The 15,129-nt window shown below is 68.9% G+C and carries 15 protein-coding genes; 7 read left to right on the top strand and 8 right to left on the bottom strand.

The annotated features are described in order from the left end of the window. Positions 1-2: 2 nt before the first annotated feature. From B9C99_RS08090 to B9C99_RS08075, 4 genes are all read left to right on the top strand, one after another. Entirely contained in the window at positions 3-1,604 is a 1,602-nt protein-coding gene (locus B9C99_RS08090; RefSeq protein ID WP_016693978.1) for an L-lactate permease, read from the top strand. A 51-nt stretch (positions 1,605-1,655) separates the two neighbouring features. Beyond that, the gene (locus B9C99_RS08085; protein WP_232622185.1) at positions 1,656-2,720 is read left to right on the top strand and encodes a Dyp-type peroxidase; all 1,065 of its coding nucleotides are present in this window, start codon (positions 1,656-1,658) and stop codon (positions 2,718-2,720) included. Continuing rightward, on the top strand, positions 2,717-3,535 hold the full coding sequence (locus B9C99_RS08080) for a family 1 encapsulin nanocompartment shell protein (RefSeq protein ID WP_016693976.1): 819 nt from the start codon (positions 2,717-2,719) through the stop codon (positions 3,533-3,535). The genes B9C99_RS08085 and B9C99_RS08080 overlap by 4 nt, the downstream gene beginning before the upstream one ends. A gap of 213 nt (positions 3,536-3,748) precedes the next feature. After that, entirely contained in the window at positions 3,749-4,039 is a 291-nt protein-coding gene (locus B9C99_RS08075; RefSeq protein WP_016693974.1) for a type II toxin-antitoxin system Phd/YefM family antitoxin, read from the top strand. A 111-nt stretch (positions 4,040-4,150) separates the two neighbouring features. On the opposite strand, the gene B9C99_RS08070 is transcribed toward B9C99_RS08075, so the two are convergent. From B9C99_RS08070 to B9C99_RS08060, 3 genes are all read right to left on the bottom strand, one after another. Further along, on the bottom strand, positions 4,151-4,630 hold the full coding sequence (locus tag B9C99_RS08070; RefSeq protein WP_088897513.1) for a MarR family winged helix-turn-helix transcriptional regulator: 480 nt from the start codon (positions 4,628-4,630) through the stop codon (positions 4,151-4,153). 58 nt (positions 4,631-4,688) lie between these two features. Further along, the gene (locus B9C99_RS08065; protein WP_088897512.1) at positions 4,689-5,438 is read right to left on the bottom strand and encodes a cutinase family protein; all 750 of its coding nucleotides are present in this window, start codon (positions 5,436-5,438) and stop codon (positions 4,689-4,691) included. A gap of 149 nt (positions 5,439-5,587) precedes the next feature. Further along, on the bottom strand, positions 5,588-6,250 hold the full coding sequence (locus tag B9C99_RS08060; protein WP_016693971.1) for an alpha-ketoglutarate-dependent dioxygenase AlkB: 663 nt from the start codon (positions 6,248-6,250) through the stop codon (positions 5,588-5,590). Between the two features lie 121 nt (positions 6,251-6,371). Between B9C99_RS08060 and B9C99_RS08055 the strand changes: the two genes are divergently transcribed. Both B9C99_RS08055 and B9C99_RS08050 read left to right on the top strand, forming a co-directional pair. Further along, positions 6,372-7,202, top strand: a complete 831-nt coding sequence (locus B9C99_RS08055; RefSeq protein ID WP_059382437.1) for an SDR family oxidoreductase — start codon at positions 6,372-6,374, stop codon at positions 7,200-7,202. Between the two features lie 43 nt (positions 7,203-7,245). Next, the gene (locus tag B9C99_RS08050) at positions 7,246-8,217 is read left to right on the top strand and encodes a phosphotriesterase (protein ID WP_016693969.1); all 972 of its coding nucleotides are present in this window, start codon (positions 7,246-7,248) and stop codon (positions 8,215-8,217) included. 6 nt (positions 8,218-8,223) lie between these two features. Here B9C99_RS08050 and B9C99_RS08045 read toward each other — a convergent pair whose 3' ends face one another. Then, positions 8,224-8,943, bottom strand: coding sequence for a 2OG-Fe(II) oxygenase (locus B9C99_RS08045; protein WP_088897511.1), 720 nt, complete (start codon positions 8,941-8,943; stop codon positions 8,224-8,226). Positions 8,944-9,038: 95 nt separating this feature from the next. Then, positions 9,039-9,467 carry a MarR family winged helix-turn-helix transcriptional regulator gene (locus tag B9C99_RS08040; RefSeq protein WP_016693967.1) on the bottom strand — a complete coding sequence of 143 codons (429 nt, stop codon included), beginning with the start codon at positions 9,465-9,467 and terminating at the stop codon, positions 9,039-9,041. A gap of 89 nt (positions 9,468-9,556) precedes the next feature. On the opposite strand from B9C99_RS08040, the gene B9C99_RS08035 reads away from it, so the two are divergent. Beyond that, positions 9,557-11,455 (top strand): ABC transporter ATP-binding protein, encoded by a 1,899-nt coding sequence (locus B9C99_RS08035; RefSeq protein ID WP_088897510.1) that lies wholly within the window; start codon positions 9,557-9,559, stop codon positions 11,453-11,455. On the opposite strand, the gene B9C99_RS08030 is transcribed toward B9C99_RS08035, so the two are convergent. From B9C99_RS08030 to B9C99_RS08020, 3 genes are read right to left on the bottom strand one after another with little or no spacing between them, the layout of a single operon-like run. Further along, positions 11,406-13,055 carry a (2,3-dihydroxybenzoyl)adenylate synthase gene (locus tag B9C99_RS08030; protein WP_088897509.1) on the bottom strand — a complete coding sequence of 550 codons (1,650 nt, stop codon included), beginning with the start codon at positions 13,053-13,055 and terminating at the stop codon, positions 11,406-11,408. The two genes, B9C99_RS08035 and B9C99_RS08030, sit on opposite strands and share 50 nt — an antisense overlap. Positions 13,056-13,112: 57 nt before the next feature. After that, the gene (locus tag B9C99_RS08025) at positions 13,113-13,895 is read right to left on the bottom strand and encodes a 2,3-dihydro-2,3-dihydroxybenzoate dehydrogenase (RefSeq protein WP_016693964.1); all 783 of its coding nucleotides are present in this window, start codon (positions 13,893-13,895) and stop codon (positions 13,113-13,115) included. After that, a complete protein-coding gene (locus B9C99_RS08020; protein ID WP_026061521.1) occupies positions 13,892-15,034 on the bottom strand; it encodes an isochorismate synthase MenF in 1,143 nt (380 codons plus the stop codon). Before B9C99_RS08020 ends, B9C99_RS08025 begins: the two co-directional genes overlap by 4 nt. Positions 15,035-15,129: the final 95 nt, after the last annotated feature.

Genomic DNA, 15,129 nt, shown 5'->3' with positions numbered 1-15,129 from the left:
CAGTGACAGGTGCATACGTTCAGCCGATCGCGCCGGTCGGCGGGTCGCTCGCGTGGTCGGCACTGGTGGCGGTACTCCCGCTGCTCACCATGCTCGTCCTGCTCGCCGTCTTCCGCCTGCGGTCCCATTCGGCCGCGGGCATCGCGGTGGTCGTGGCCCTCATCGTGGGCACCGCCGTCTACGGCATGCCGGTCGGATCCGCGCTCAGCGCCGGTGTCGAAGGTGCGGTCTTCGGTCTCTTCCCGATCATGTGGACGGTGGTCAACGCCGTCTGGGTGTACCGGCTCACCGTCGAATCCGGGCACTTCGACGTCCTCACCCGCGCCTTCGGGCGAATATCCCCGGATCCGCGGATCCTCACCATCGTCATCGCCTTCCTGTTCGGCGCGCTGCTCGAGGCGGTCGCCGGCTTCGGCACCCCCATCGTCGTCTCGACCGTCGTGCTCATCGGCGCCGGTCTGCCGCCGGTGCGTGCAGCCGCGGCGTCGCTGCTCGCCAACTCGGTCGTCACCCCGCTCGGCGTCATGGGCACACCGATCCTGACGATGTCGCGCGTGTCGGAGATCCCGATCGACGAGATCGGACCGGTCGTCGCGCGCCAGGTCTGCCTGCTCGCGGTGTTCGTCCCGCTCGTGCTGGTCGCGGTGGTCGGCGGATGGCGCGGTGTGCGTGAGACGTGGCCGGTCGCGCTCGTCGTCGGACTCGCCTTCGGTGCCGCCCAGTTCGTGTGCGCGAGCTACCTCACCGTCGGGCTGAGCAACATCGCCGGTGCCGTGGCCGGTCTGCTCGTGCTGCTCGTCGCGGTGAAGGTGCACCCCACGCATCGGGAGGCCCGCCGGGCCGCGGCCGAGCGGATCCACGACTCGCGGCGACGCGTCGTCGAGGCGTTCGCTCCCTACGCGCTGATCGTCATCGTCTTCCTCGTCAGCCGGTTCGGTCCGGTGGCGTCGCTGCTGTCGAACGCGAGCCTGTCCTTCCCGTGGCCGGGTGTGGACGTGACCACGGCCGACGGGGACGTTCCCACCGCGGAGACCTTCACCATCGATCTGCTCACGGCTCCGGGCAGCCTCGTCTTCGTCGCCGCGCTGCTGTCCATGCCGGTGCTGAAGGTCGCGGTGGCCGACGCGGGGCGGTGCTTCGTCGCGGCGGTCGTGCAGTTGCGGTGGTCGTTCGCGACGGTGACGGCGGTGCTCGCCCTCGCGTACGTGATGAACCTGTCCGGGCAGACCGCCACGATCGGTGGTTTCCTCGCCGGTGCGGGCGTGGCGTTCGCGCTGTTGTCGCCGGTGCTCGGCTGGCTCGGCGTCGTGGTCACCGGCTCGAACACCGCCTCCAATGCGATGTTCGGCAGCCTGCAGGTCGCCGCGGCCCAGCAGTCGGGACTCGACCCGACCGTGCTGGTCGCCGGGAACATGGCCGGCGGCACCACCGGCACCCCGATCGCACTGCAGAACCTCGCACTGGTGTCGTCGGTGAAGGGACTGTCCGGCAAGGACGGACTGCTCATGCGCCGGATCTGGCCGCTGAGCATCGCCGGTCTCGCGGTGCTCGCCGTCCTCGTATGGCTGCAGTCCACCTCCGTACTGGGCTGGATGGTGCCCTGACTCTGCAGGCACCGGGTTGGGTGGTGCCCTGACACTCTCGGCGTGCCGCGAATGCCTGTTTCGTCGGGGTGCACTAGCGTTGTCCGAGTGGTTCGTGCACAACCGATACTGACCCCGCTCACCGAAGCGGCGATCTTCCTCGTCGTCACCGTCGACGAGGGCGCAGAGGACACCGTGCGGGATCTGCTCGAGGATCTCTCGGGCCTGCGCCGCTCGGTCGGGTTCCGCATCCCGGAGGGCGGTCTGTCGGTCGTCACCGGCATCGGCTCGGACATGTGGGACCGGCTGTTCGACGGGCCCCGGCCCGCCGGACTGCATCCGTTCGTCCCGCTCGACGGCGGTCGGCACCAGGCCCCCTCGACCCCCGGCGACCTGCTGTTCCACCTCCGCGCGTCGACGATGGACCTGTGCTTCGAACTTGCGGCGAAGATCAACGATCGGCTGCGCGGTGCGGCTCGGGTCGTCGACGAGACGCACGGCTTCCGCTATTTCGAGCGCCGCGACCTGCTCGGCTTCGTCGACGGAACGGAGAACCCCGAGGACGACGAGGCCGTCGACGCGGCCCTGGTCTCCGACGAGGATCCGGACTTCGCCGGTGGTAGCTACGTCATCGTCCAGAAGTACCTGCACGACCTCGCGTCGTGGAACTCGCTGACGGTGGAGGAGCAGGAGCGGGCGATCGGCCGGACCAAGCTCGACGACATCGAACTCGACGACGAGACCAAGCCCGCGAATTCGCACGTCGCACTGAACGTGATCGTCGACGAGAACGGGGTCGAGCAGCAGATCGTGCGCGCGAACATGCCGTTCGGCAGCTTCGGCGCCGACGAGTTCGGCACCTACTTCATCGGTTACTCGGCCACCCCGGAGGTGACCGAGCAGATGCTGCGCAACATGTTCCTGGGCAGCCCACCCGGCAACACCGACCGCATCCTGGACTTCTCCACCGCGGTGACGGGCTCGCTGTTCTTCTGCCCCTCGCTGGAGTTCCTCGAAGATCTTCCGCCGTCACCGGCGGATATTCCCTCCCACGAAGATTCGAGTGCCTCGACCGCCGGCCGGCCGGCCGACGGATCACTCGGAATTGGCGCTCTGCGAAGGAGTTCGACGCTGTGAACAATCTGTATCGCGACCTCGCCCCGATTTCCGAGGCAGCATGGACCGAGATCGAGGAGGAGGCCGCGCGCACCTTCAAGCGGCACGTCGCCGGACGCACCGTCGTCGACTTCTCCGGACCGCACGGCGCCGACTTCGCAGCGGTGGGTCTCGGCCGCACCCGCGAGATCGAGCCCCCGGCCGCCGGAGTGCGGGCACGCCAGCACCGCGTCGCGCCGGTCGTCGAACTGCGGGTGCCGTTCACGCTGTCGCGCGAGGAGATCGACAGCGTCGAGCGCGGTTCCCGCGACATCGACCTCGACCCCGTCAAGGAAGCGGCCCGCCAGATCGCCTTCGCCGAGGACCGCGCGATCTTCGAGGGCTACGCGGCCGCCGGTATCGAGGGCATCCGGGCGTCGTCGTCGAACCCGTCCCTGCAGCTGCCCGAGGATCCCCGCGACTTCCCGGAGATCATCAGCCAGGCGCTGTCACAGCTGCGACTGGCGGGTGTGGGCGGCCCGTACTCGATCCTGCTCGGCGCCGACGAGTACACCAAGGTCAGCGAGACCTCCGATCACGGCTATCCGATCCGCGAACAGCTGCGCCGCCTCATCGACGGCGACCTCATCTGGGCCCCGGCGATCGACGGCGCGTTCGTGCTGACCACGCGTGGCGGCGACTACGACCTGCAGGTCGGCCAGGATCTGTCGATCGGCTACCTCTCGCACGACGCCGAGACGGTGAACCTGTACTTCCAGGAGTCGTTCACCTTCCTCGTCTACACCGGCGAGGCCTCGGTTCCGTTGGTGCCGACGACACTCGAACTCCCGCACTGAGCCGGTCCCGGGGCGTCCGCGCGTGCGGCGCCCCGGGTCACCGACCGTCCGGCCGGATCGCGACGGCGCCGGCGCGGGTTTCCCCACGATCGTCCTGCTGTGCTGGGTGGCCTTCGGCCTCGTCCTGGCGTTCGTGGCCTCGCGTCGAAAGCCGGCGTCGGACTCGACGCGAACCGAATGACCTGCGACTTCCCCAGCGATTTCGCTAGAAATATGTACATGACCACTCTTCCTGTCGCCGTCGCCCGGGCGCAATTGTCACGACTGGTCGACGAGGCCGAGCGCACACACGAGCGATTCGAGATCACCCGTAACGGGCACCGCGCCGCGGTGCTTCTCGGTGCCGACGATTACGACGCGATGCAGGAGACGATCGCGGTGTTGTCGGTTGCCGATCTGCTGAGGACGCACATCGCGGGCCGAACCGAGGTCGAGTCGGGAGACGTCGTCGATACGGAGGAGCTGAAGCGGCTGATGCGTGACGACCGGTCGTCCGAGGAATGAGCGCCGCACGGTCGAGGTCACCGCGATTTCGCACCGTGCCGATGCGTATCGATAGAAGACGGTTGGACAGTGCTGCCGCGAGCCGTCGGGGTTGCGGCAGCTACCGATCTGTCAGAGTGCTCCGGCCTTCAGTGCCGCCGCGTTGACGCGGACGAGCGCGGCGTGCAGGTCCTGGAGTTCGTCGAGTCCGACACCGAGGGCGTCGACGACCTGTCCCGGCACCGACTCGGCCTCGGCCCGCAGCGCCCGGCCGGCGTCGGTGAGCTCGAGGACGAGTTGCCGTTCGTCGGCCGCGCTGCGGGCGCGGGTGATCAGGCCCAGCGCCTCGAGTCGCTTGAGCAGGGGAGACAGCGTGGGGGAGTCGAGCTGGAGCAACTGCCCCACTTCCTTGCTCGTCAGCGGCGAGCGTTCCCACAGAGCAAGCATGACCAGATACTGCGGGTGGGTCAGGCCCAGCCTGTCGAGGATCGGTCGATAGACCGCGAGCACGGCGCGGTTCGCCACGGCGAGCGCGAAACACACCTGCCGCTCCAGCGCGAGAGGATCATCGCCGGAAGCGGAGAGATGGGTGGCCGGGGACTCGACGCTCATGAACCGACGATACCGAACCGGTATATCCGGGCCCGGGTTCTCCCTGGTGCGACGATGCTCACGGCTCGTAGTCGGGATAGGTCGTGTGCAGTCTCAGGTAGCCGGTAACGTTCTCGCCCAACCACCCTTCGCTCTCCTCTGGCGTCACGCCGTCGCAGACCGCGTCACCCTCGATGCAGATCCGTTCGACGGCGATCGTGCCGAAGTCGTCGCGACCACCGCCGAGCGTGATGCCCGGGACGACCTCGCCCGGAAACAGTGTTTCGACTCCCCGGGTGTCACGCGGGTCGGAGTACAACACACCGCTGATCCGCTCCGGCGGCACCGCACCGTCGGCTGCGATCTCGGCGAGGACGTCGCCGGCGATCGACGCGCCCTGCGAGTAACCGAGGACGACGAGTTCGCTGTCGGGGCACGAGCCGTGCCGGACGGTGATGGTCTCGCGCAGGCGCTGGTGCCCGATCCTCTTGGACTCGTCGTAGGCGAGACGACCAGATCCCTCGCTCGACCCGGACTCGGGCACCGGGACCACGACGGCGGGATAACGGATGTGCTCGACCACCGTGCCGGGTGCCGCGTAGCGCGCCGAGATCTTCGCAAGGGGCGAATCGGGATCGATCGAATCCGGGGTGTCGAGGTTGCGGGTTCCGTCGACCGCGATGACGAACCGCTCCGGGCACGGACGGAAGGTCTCCGCGCCGGCGGTGGACGCGGTGCCGGTAGCGGCAGCGGCGGCGACAGGTCCGGTCAGGCCGAGGGTGAGTCCTGCGATGATCGCCAGGACACGACGACAAACGAAGTCGGACATGGCAGTCTCCTGTGATCGACCCCGGCACCGATGACTACCGCACGAGAATATCGTCCGATTTGACGTATTTCTCGCCGGAGAACCGCTACTCCGAGTGTAGTTGGTTACAAAGTCACAGACCGAACGTTCGGAATTCCGGCACGGTTCGGTCAGGCGAGTCCGGTGCTCCGCAGGGTGATGTTGAGGCGCCCAGCGGTGAGTCCGCAGCGGGCGCTACCGGTGTCCGGATACACGACCGGCACCCCGTGGTAGGCGAACCGCGACGGCCCGCCGAAGACGAACAGGTCGCCGGATTCGAGACGCACGTCGGTGTACGGCCGGCCGCGCGACTCGGTGTTGCCGAACCGGAACAGACAGGCATCCCCGAGGCTGAGCGACACGATCGGCGCGCTCACCCGCTCGTCCTTGTCCTGATGCATGCCCATCCGCGCGTCGCGGTCGTAGAAATTGATCAGGGCGGTATCGGGCTCGTACCCGTTCCCTACCGCCGGATCGTCGTAGGCATCGGCGACGGCACGCCGCCCGAGTTCGACGAGCCGGTCGGGAAGCGGGGGAACGGGAGCGTCGTCGACGTCGACCGCGGTGCGGGTGTACCGGTAGGGCGACCAGTGCCATCCGAGGCACACCGTGCTCACCGACATCCGTCCGCCACCCGGCAGCAGGGTGTGCCGCATCGGCGCCGGTGGGCGCGCCCATTCGCGACACAGCTCGACGAGCTCGCGCTGTTCGTCCGGGCCGAGCCAGTCGGGCACGTGCACGGCGCCCGGCGCGATCTCGCGTCGCGGACGGGAGACGGAGAACAATTCGTCCATCCCGGGTGCTCGACCTTCCGTGCGTGTGAGCGGTACCTACAGCCGGTGATACGTGTAGACAGGTTCCGTACCAACTGTGCCGCACGGGACGGCACTGCGATTCGACGGGGAGGTAACAGCGATGAAGGTCGAAGGCAGAGTGGCCGTCGTGACCGGCGGGGGCGGCGGAATCGGCGGCGCCATCGCTGCCGGCCTCGTCGAACGGGGTGCGCGAGTGGTGGTCGCAGACCTCGACGAACACGCGGCACAGCGCGTCGTCGCGACGCTCGAGGAGAAGACGCCGGGCAGCGCGGTCGCGGTGGCGGCGGACGTCTCCGACGACGAGCACATCCGCGGGCTCGTCGAGCGCGCCGAAGCGGAGTTCGGTCCCGTGGACATGTACTTCGCCAATGCCGGTGTCACCGGTGTGCCGGGCCTGGAGATCGAGGACTCGGTCTGGGAGCAGTCCTTCGACGTCAACCTGCGCGCACACATCCGGGCGGCGCGACTGCTGGTGCCCCGCTGGGTCGAACGCGGCGAGGGCTATTTCGTCAGCACGGCGTCGGCGGCGGGCCTGCTCACCCAGATCGGCTCGGCCACCTACTCGGTCACCAAGCACGCGGCCGTCGGTTTCGCCGAGTGGTTGTCGGTGACCTACGGCGACAAGGGCGTGCGGGTGAGCTGCCTGTGCCCGATGGGCGTCAACACACCCCTGCTGTACTCGGGGGACGCATCCGGGCATGCACTCGGCGAACTCGCCACCCGGGCCGTCACGACCGCCGGTGCGGTGCTCGAACCCGCGGACGTCGCGGAGACGGTGTTCGCCGCGATGGAGGAGGAGCACTTCCTGATCCTTCCGCACCCGGAGGTCCTCGAGATGTACCGGAACAAGGGCGCCGACTACGACCGGTGGCTGCGCGGCATGCGTCGCTACCGTCAGGCCCTCGAGGAGTCGACTCCCACCGATTCGTGAAATCGGTGCCCCTCCCGCCGGTGGTGTCCTAACGTCACCGGTCATGACATCCGTCGACACCGTTCGCGGCCCCCTCGACACGGGCCGTCTGGGCAGAGTCCTCATGCACGAGCACGTCTTCGTGCTCGGCGAGGAGATCCGCAGCAACTTTCCCGACTACCCGAGCCCGTGGGACGAGGACGAGCGTGTCGACGACGCGGTGGCGAAGTTGAAGGCGTTGTCGGAGCGTGGCATCGACACGATCGTCGATCCCACGGTGGTCGGTCTCGGCCGGTACATCCCACGCATCCAGCGCGTCGCCGAACAGGTGGACATCTCCATCGTCGTCGCGACGGGCCTGTACACCTACAACGATCTGCCGTTCCAGTTCCACAACGTCGGGCCGGGGCTGCTGGTGGACGGACCGGAACCGCTCACCGAACTGTTCGTGAAGGACATCCGCGAGGGCATCGCCGGCACGGGGGTACGTGCAGGAATGCTCAAGTGCGCCATCGAGCTTCCGGGCCTCACGCCGGGCGTCGAACGCGTGATGCGGGCGGTGGGGCAGGCGCACGTCGAGACCGGCGTGCCGATCACGGTGCACACGAACCCGCACACCGGATCGGGGGAGGTGGCGCAACGCGTGCTCGCGGAGGAAGGCGTCGACCTCACCAAGGTGGTCGTCGGGCACAGCGGTGATTCGACCGATCTGGATTACCTGCGACGGATCGCCGACGCCGGTTCGATTCTGGGGATGGACCGCTTCGGCCTCGACCTGCTGTTGCCGTTCGAGCAGCGCGTCGACACGGTGGTCGCGCTCGTGGAGGCCGGTTATACCGAGCGCATGGTGCTCTCGCACGACGCGGCATGCTTCATCGACTGGTTCCCGCACGACGTGAAGCAGGCCGCCGTGCCCAACTGGAACTACAACCACATCAGCGACGAGGTGCTGCCGGCCCTGCGTGAACGGGGCGTGACCGAGGAGCAGATCACCACGATGCTCGTGGACAATCCGCGGCGGATCTTCGAACGGTAAGAGTGCTCAGGCCGCGTCGTGCAGGACCAGGCCGAGCGTGCGACGCAGACCGGAACGGACGGTGCTCACGCCGTGCCGGACCGGTGCCCGCGACCATCCGCGTGCCGAGCGGATCGGTCGGTCGCGGGTGGTGAAGATCAGCGCGTGGCCTCGCTCGAGCACGGTGACGGTGCCCCGCGACTGCGCGCGGGGCCGTTGTTCGACCAGCAGGAACTCACCGCCGGTGTAGTCGACGCCCGCCCGGTCGAGCCCGATCACGACCTGCAGGGGGAACACGAGGTCGCCGTAGAGATCGCGGTGCAGGGCGTTCCAGTCGCCGGCGGTGTAGCGCAGCATCAGCGGGGTGGGGTCGGTCTGGCCGGCCGCGTGGCACATGCCCAGCCAGTCGTCGAAGTCGTCGGGCCAGGGTGCCGGATCGCCGAGGCGTTCGGCCCACGAGCGCGCGACGCCGAGCAGCTGCCGGTAGAACGCCGAGCGCAGGTGTGCGACGGCGTCGGGGACGGGTGGGCCGAAGTACTTGTAGATGCCGTGCCCGTATCGGTAGCGGCTCATGTCGACCGTGGTGCGGAATCGGGCGTCGTCGTCCCACAGGGCCGCGAGCTCGGCGCATTCGTCGTCGCTCAGCAGCGGCCCGGTGAGGACGCAGCCGTTCTCGTCGAGCTCGTTCGTCAGCTCGGGCAGGTTCAGTGCGTCGACGCGCGACTGCAGATTCTCGATGGTCTCCACGGGCTCTCCTCGATCGGCCGGACAACACGGGCACAGGCCCTCGTAGGGAAGACGTCGCCGCCGTCGGAAATGTGAGTACCCGGAACCGGAAAGGATCAGCGCGGCCGGTCGTCGACGAGTTTGTGCAGCAGATCGGACAGTCGCGCGCGTTCCTCGGCGCCGAGCCGGTCGAACATCTCGACGGCGTCGGCATCGCGGGCGGAGGCCAGCTCGGCCCGGATCCTGCGGCCCTCGTCGGTCAGCCGCACGCAGACCGCGCGCCGGTCGGCGGGATCGGGGAGTCGCTCGGTGAGACCCCGCGTCTCGAGGCGGTCGACGACCTCGGTGGCCGAGCGGGGGACGATGCGCAGTTCCTTGGCCACGACGCCGAGGCGGATCGGGTCGTCGGCGCGTCCGATGACGTCGAGGGCCCGGTACTCGTGGGGTGACAATCCCCACGGCTGGAGGAGGTCGTGCCAGCGTCGGCGCAGCGTACGCGTGGTGGTGAGGAGCAGATCGCGCAGTGCGACGGGTGAATCCGACATAGTGCTCACATTACCTCACTTGACGGTTGCCACTCAATGAGGCAACCTCAATAAGTACGAAACACGAACCACGAATCGAGGTGGCGCACATGATGCAGCCCCCACCCACACTCGGCGGCAAGCCGGGCAGTCGCGGCAGGATCGACAAGAAGGATCTCGAACAGCTCCGCGAAGCCCCGGTGAGCCTGCGCCGTATCGGCGCCCTCTTCGCGCCCTACCGGTGGAAGATCACCCTCGTCGTCGCGCTCATCATCGCCTCGTCGGTGATCTCCCTCGCGACCCCCTTCCTCGTCCGCGCCGTCATCGACGACGCCATCCCGCACCAGAACGTGAGCCTGCTGCTGTGGGCGGTCGGTGGCATGCTGGCCGTCACCGTCGCGAGCTCGCTCCTGTCCGTCGTCCAGACCTGGATCTCCACGACCGTCGGCCAGAACGTCATGCACGGTCTGCGCACCCGGGTCTTCTCCCACCTGCAGCGCCAGTCTCTGAACTTCTTCACCCGCACTCGCGGCGGCGAGATCCAGTCGCGGCTGACCAACGACATCGGTGGCATGCAGTCCGTGGTCACCAACACCGCGACCTCGCTGGCGTCCAACGTCACCACCGTCGTCGGCACGGCGATCGCCATGGCGGTCCTCAGCTGGCGACTGGCCCTGCTGTCCCTGATCGTGCTCCCGCCGGCCATCTGGCTCACGCGCCGGGTCGCGCTCATGCGCCGCGCCGTCACTGCCCGTCAGCAGCGCCGCCTCGCCGACATGCAGTCGCAGATCGACGAAGGACTGTCGGTCAGCGGCGTGCTGCTCGTCAAGACGCTGGGCACCGGCCCGGCACTGTCCGACAAGTTCGCCCGCACATCGGAGGAACTGGCCGATCTCGAGGTGCACGCGCAGTTGTCCGGCCGCTGGCGCATGGCCACGATGAACATCGTCTTCGCGGCGATCCCCGCGGTCCTCTATCTCGTCGCCGGTCTGCCGGCCACCTCGGGCGGTATGACGATCGGCACCCTGGTGGCCTTCACCGGACTGCAAGGCGCGCTGTTCCGGCCGCTGATGAGCCTGCTCGACGTCGGTGTCTCCGTCACCAGTTCGCTGGCCCTGTTCAGCCGCATCTTCGAATACCTCGACCTTCCCGTCGACATCGACGGCCCGCGCGATCCGGCGCCCGTCGACCCGGCGACCGTCGCCGGCCGGGTGCGGTTCGAGAACGTGAGCTTCCGCTACGAAGGAGCGCACCGCAACGCGCTCGACGGGATCGACCTCGACGTCCCGGCGGGGGCGCAGGTCGCGCTCGTCGGTGAGACAGGCTCGGGCAAGACCACGCTCGGCTCGCTCGTCGCGCGATTGTACGACCCGGTCGAGGGACGCGTGAGCATCGACGGTGTCGACCTGCGCGACATGCGGCTCGCCGATCTCGCCGGACTGGTCGGCGTGGTCTCGCAGGAGACCTACCTCCTCCACGCGACCGTCCGGGAGAACCTGCGCTACGCGAAACCGGACGCGACCGACGACGAGATCGAGGCCGCGGCCCGCGCCGCACACATCCACGACCTGATCGTCTCGCTGCCGGACGGCTACGACACCGTCGTCGGCGCCCGCGGACACCGCTTCTCGGGCGGCGAGAAGCAGCGACTGGCGATCGCACGCACGCTCCTGCGCGACCCGCGTGTCCTCGTGCTCGACGAGGCGACCAGCGCCCTCGACAACGACACCGAGCACGCCGTGCAGCAGGCCCTCGACGCCGCGCGCAGCGGACGCACGACCATCACCATCGCGCACCGGCTCTCGACCGTGCGCAACGCCGACGAGATCGTGGTCCTCGACCGGGGCCGCATCGTCGAACGCGGAACGCACGACGACCTCGTCGCCCGCGGTGGCCGCTACGCGACCCTCGCGGCGCGCGCCGAGCGAGGTGAGACCGTCCCGTCGTCGCGGAGCGAGATCAGTCCTTCAGAGTGGCCGCGAGAGCGCGCCGCAGTTCGTTCCGGCTGATCTTGCCCACTCCCGTGACCGGGAAGGCGTCGACGAACTGCACCTTGTCGGGGATCTTGTACTCGGCCAGCCCTCGCTCCCTCAGGAACTTCTTGAGCGCGAGGGCCTTCGGCGCTTCCCCCTCGGTGACGACGAAAGCGCAGGTGCGCTCGCCGAGATACTGGTCGGGCATCGACACCACCGCCGCATCGAGCACGGCCGGGTGCGCGATCAGATGGTTCTCGACCTCCTCGGCCGCGATCTTCTCGCCACCGCGATTGATCTGGTCCTTCGCGCGTCCCTCGACGACGATGTAGCCGTGCTCGGTGAGCCGGACGATGTCGCCGGTGCGGTAGAAGCCGTCCGGGGTGAACGCCGTCGAATTGTGTTCCGGCGCGTTGTAGTAGCCCCGGATCGTGTACGGGCCGCGGGTGAGCAGGTGACCGGTGGTGCCCGCGGGGACGGGCTCGTCCGCCTCGTCGACGACGCGGATCTCGTCGTCGGGGCTGATCGGCCGGCCCTGGGTGGTGACGATGGTGTCCTCGTCGTCGTCGAGCCGGGTGTAGTTGACGAGACCCTCCGCCATTCCGAAGACCTGCTGCAGCGTGCAGCCGAGTTCGGGGCGAACGCGTTTGGCGGCCTCGGCCGGGAACTTCGCGCCACCGACCTGCAGTACCTCGAGCGACGACAGGTCGCGTTCGGTGCGGGCCCGCGCCGAGAGCCACGCCTGCGCGAGGGGCGGGACGAGCGACGCCATCGTCACGCCCTCGCTCTCGATCAGGGCGAACGCGGTGTCGGGGCTCGGATCCGGAGCGAGGACGACGGTGCCGCCGGCGTGCAGCACACCGAGGATGCCCGGCGAGCTCATCGGGAAGTTGTGCGCGGCCGGCAGCGCGACCAGCATGCGGGTGTTCTCGTCCACTCCGCAGATCACCGCGGACTCGCGCACGGAGTACAGGTAGTCGGCGTGGGTGCGGGGGATGAGCTTCGACGTTCCGGTCGTGCCACCCGACAGTTGGAGGAAGGCAACGCTTTCGGAGTCGTTCTCCGTGATCGGAGCGGGTTCGCGGTCGCGCAACGACCCGAGCGCGGTGAACTCCTCGGCCTCACCCGCGACCACGACCGCCGGCGGATTCTCCATCTCCGAGGTGACCTGTCGGGCGAGCACGCGGTAGTCGAATCCGCCGTGTTCGGCGGCGATCACGTACGCTGCGGCGTCACTGAACCGGCAGAAGTAGCCGATCTCCGACGCGCGGTGTGCGGGCAGGGAGAAGACGGGGAGCGCGCCGAGGCGGAAGACCGCGAAGAGCACTTCGGTGTACTCGACGATGTTCGGCAACTGCAGGACGACACGGTCGCCCATCCGGACCCCGAGGTCGGCGAGACCGGCAGCGATGCGGGCCGAGGCGTCGTCGAGTTCGCGGTAGGTGATGCGCCGCCAGGTGCCCGTCGCGTCGTGTCCGACGACGGCGGTGCGATCGGCGAACCGGGCGGCGCGGGCCGGGAGGAACTCGCCGAAGGTCTCGCTCGTCCAGTAACCGGCTGCGCGATACCGCTCGGCGAACTCCTCGGGGTAGCGGGCGGTGTCGACGAGCGGCGTGCGCTCGAAACCGGTTGTCACGGAACGGTTCCTTTCGGGATGCGGATCGATGTCGGGTCGGTCGGGCCGGTCTGTCGGTCAGGCGCGGAGGGTGGCGCCGCCGTCGATGTACAGCGCCTGCATGGTGATGTGGCGAGCACGGTCGGACAGCAGGAACTCGATGGCCTCGGCGATGTCGGCGGGCTCGGCGATGCGGCCGAGGGGGATGCCGACCTTGAACTGCGACAGGTCACCCTCGATAGCGCTGCGGGCGCCCGCGTCGTCGTTCGGGTCCTCCCACAGCGAGCGCTGCATGGCGGTGTCGGTGGAGCCCGGGGCGACGATGTTGGCGCGGATCCCGTACTGCGCCAGTTCGAGTCCGAGGATCCGGACGATCATCGTGGAGGCGGCCTTGGACGATCCGTAGGCGCCCATGCCCATGCGCGGCACGCCGGCGGAGTTCGATCCGACGACGACGATCGAACCCGACCGCCGCTCCCGCATGGCCCGTCCGACCGAACGCAGGACCGACAGCAGGCCGGTGACGTTGACGTCGTACATGTGCTGCCAGTCCTCGGGATCGGAGTCGAGCACCGATCCCGTGGTGAAGACACCGGCGACGTGCGCGAGATGCTCGATCGGTCCGTGCTCGGATTCGATGCTCTCGACGACGTAGGCGACGGCGTCGTGGTCGCGGATGTCGACGGGGTAGGTGGGGACGGAGCCGCCGAGCAGGGCGGCGGTCTTGCGCAGTCCCTCGGCGTTGCGGTCGGCGAGTACGAGACGGTGACCGGCACGCGCGAGGGCCTCGGCGGTCGCGCGGCCGATGCCCTGCGCGGCCCCGACGACGAGCGTGACGGGGGAGGGTGCGGTATCGGTCATCGGAGTACTCCCAGTGCATCGAGGACGGTGCCGAACTTGACGGTCGTCTCGGCCAGTTCGTCGGCGGGGTCGGAGTCGGCGACGATACCGCCCCCGGCGTACGCCGTGAGCCCGACACCGTCGGCGTCGAGGACGGCGCAGCGGATGGTGACCAGCCACTCGCCGTCGCCCGCGGCGTCGCACCATCCGAGCGCACCGGCGTAGAAGCCCCGGTCGCCCTCGGTGGCGAGGATCAGATCGCGGGCCGCGGCGGTCGGCGTGCCGCAGATCGCGGGAGTGGGGTGCACTGCGAGTGCGAGATCGAGGGCCGTGACACCCGGATCGCGCAGGCGACCCTCGATGGGAGTGCCGAGATGCCACAGCTGGCGCGTGCTCGTCACGGTCGGCTGCTCGGGGATGTCGAGGTCGACGCACAACGGTTCGAGCGCGGTGCGGATCGCATCGATCACGTGTGCGTGCTCGGCGAGGTTCTTCGCAGACCCGGCGAGTTCGTCGGCTGTCGCCCGATCGATCTCGGGGTCGCGATGACGCGGTGCGGATCCGGCGAGGGGGTGGGCGGTGACCCGATCGCCGCGACGGCGCACGAGCACCTCCGGGCTCGATCCCACCAGGTGACGTCCCGTCCACGCACCGCCGGCGGCGGTGAGGTCGACGAGGAAGCCGTTGTGCAGCGGATCGTTTCGCGTGAGAGCGACGAGGAGGTCGTGCGGGGTGACGGGCCGGTCGGCGCGCAGAGCGAGTGCCCGGGCCAGGACCACCTTGAGCAGGTTGTTGTCGTCCGAGCGGAGCAGGCGCAGTACGGTCTCGACCCGATCGATGTGCTCGCCCTCCGACGGCAGTGCACCTGTGATCGTGATCGGGGGCAGGTCGGCGGCCGGAGCGTCGTAGTGCGCGGGGGAGTGATGGAGTGTGTTCGGAGCGGTCAGTGCGGCCGGTCCGTCGGGTGCGAAGGGCAATGCTCCGACGATCGCGGCGGCCTGTCCGGTGCGCAGGGCGTCGGCGGCGGCGGACGCGCGGTCGAAGCGTGCGCTCACGCCTTCGGCGACCACCGTGCCGTGCGGGCGGGACAGGACGAACGGGTGCGCGACGGGCCGCTCGGCCCGGTCGGTAGCGGTTGCGCCGAGGACCGGCACTTGCATTCTCGTACCTTCCGGTTGAGGAGGTCTGCTGGCAGGACCGCGCCACAGGACACACGATCACTGAGCAACATATACGGTAAGCCTAACCTTTGGTA

The organism is Rhodococcus sp. BUPNP1, assembly GCF_002215235.1.
Taxonomy (GTDB): Bacteria; Actinomycetota; Actinomycetes; order Mycobacteriales; family Mycobacteriaceae; genus Rhodococcus.
Note: the sequence above shows the minus strand (reverse complement) of the source record. Positions and strands in the feature narration are given on the sequence as shown.

Excerpts from the sequence above, each read along its gene's own strand:
- B9C99_RS08065 (WP_088897512.1), bottom strand. The coding sequence starts at position 5,438 with ATGTCCGACTTCGTTTGTCGTCGTGTCCTGGCGATCATCGCAGGACTC.
- B9C99_RS08060 (WP_016693971.1), bottom strand. The coding sequence starts at position 6,250 with ATGGACGAATTGTTCTCCGTCTCCCGTCCGCGACGCGAGATCGCGCCG.
- B9C99_RS08075 (WP_016693974.1), top strand. The coding sequence starts at position 3,749 with ATGTACATGACCACTCTTCCTGTCGCCGTCGCCCGGGCGCAATTGTCA.
- B9C99_RS08050 (WP_016693969.1), top strand. The coding sequence starts at position 7,246 with ATGACATCCGTCGACACCGTTCGCGGCCCCCTCGACACGGGCCGTCTG.
- B9C99_RS08025 (WP_016693964.1), bottom strand. The coding sequence starts at position 13,895 with ATGACCGATACCGCACCCTCCCCCGTCACGCTCGTCGTCGGGGCCGCG.
- B9C99_RS08070 (WP_088897513.1), bottom strand. The coding sequence starts at position 4,630 with ATGAGCGTCGAGTCCCCGGCCACCCATCTCTCCGCTTCCGGCGATGAT.
- B9C99_RS08040 (WP_016693967.1), bottom strand. The coding sequence starts at position 9,467 with ATGTCGGATTCACCCGTCGCACTGCGCGATCTGCTCCTCACCACCACG.
- B9C99_RS08035 (WP_088897510.1), top strand. The coding sequence starts at position 9,557 with ATGATGCAGCCCCCACCCACACTCGGCGGCAAGCCGGGCAGTCGCGGC.
- B9C99_RS08055 (WP_059382437.1), top strand. The coding sequence starts at position 6,372 with ATGAAGGTCGAAGGCAGAGTGGCCGTCGTGACCGGCGGGGGCGGCGGA.
- B9C99_RS08085 (WP_232622185.1), top strand. The coding sequence starts at position 1,656 with ATGCCTGTTTCGTCGGGGTGCACTAGCGTTGTCCGAGTGGTTCGTGCA.
- B9C99_RS08020 (WP_026061521.1), bottom strand. The coding sequence starts at position 15,034 with ATGCAAGTGCCGGTCCTCGGCGCAACCGCTACCGACCGGGCCGAGCGG.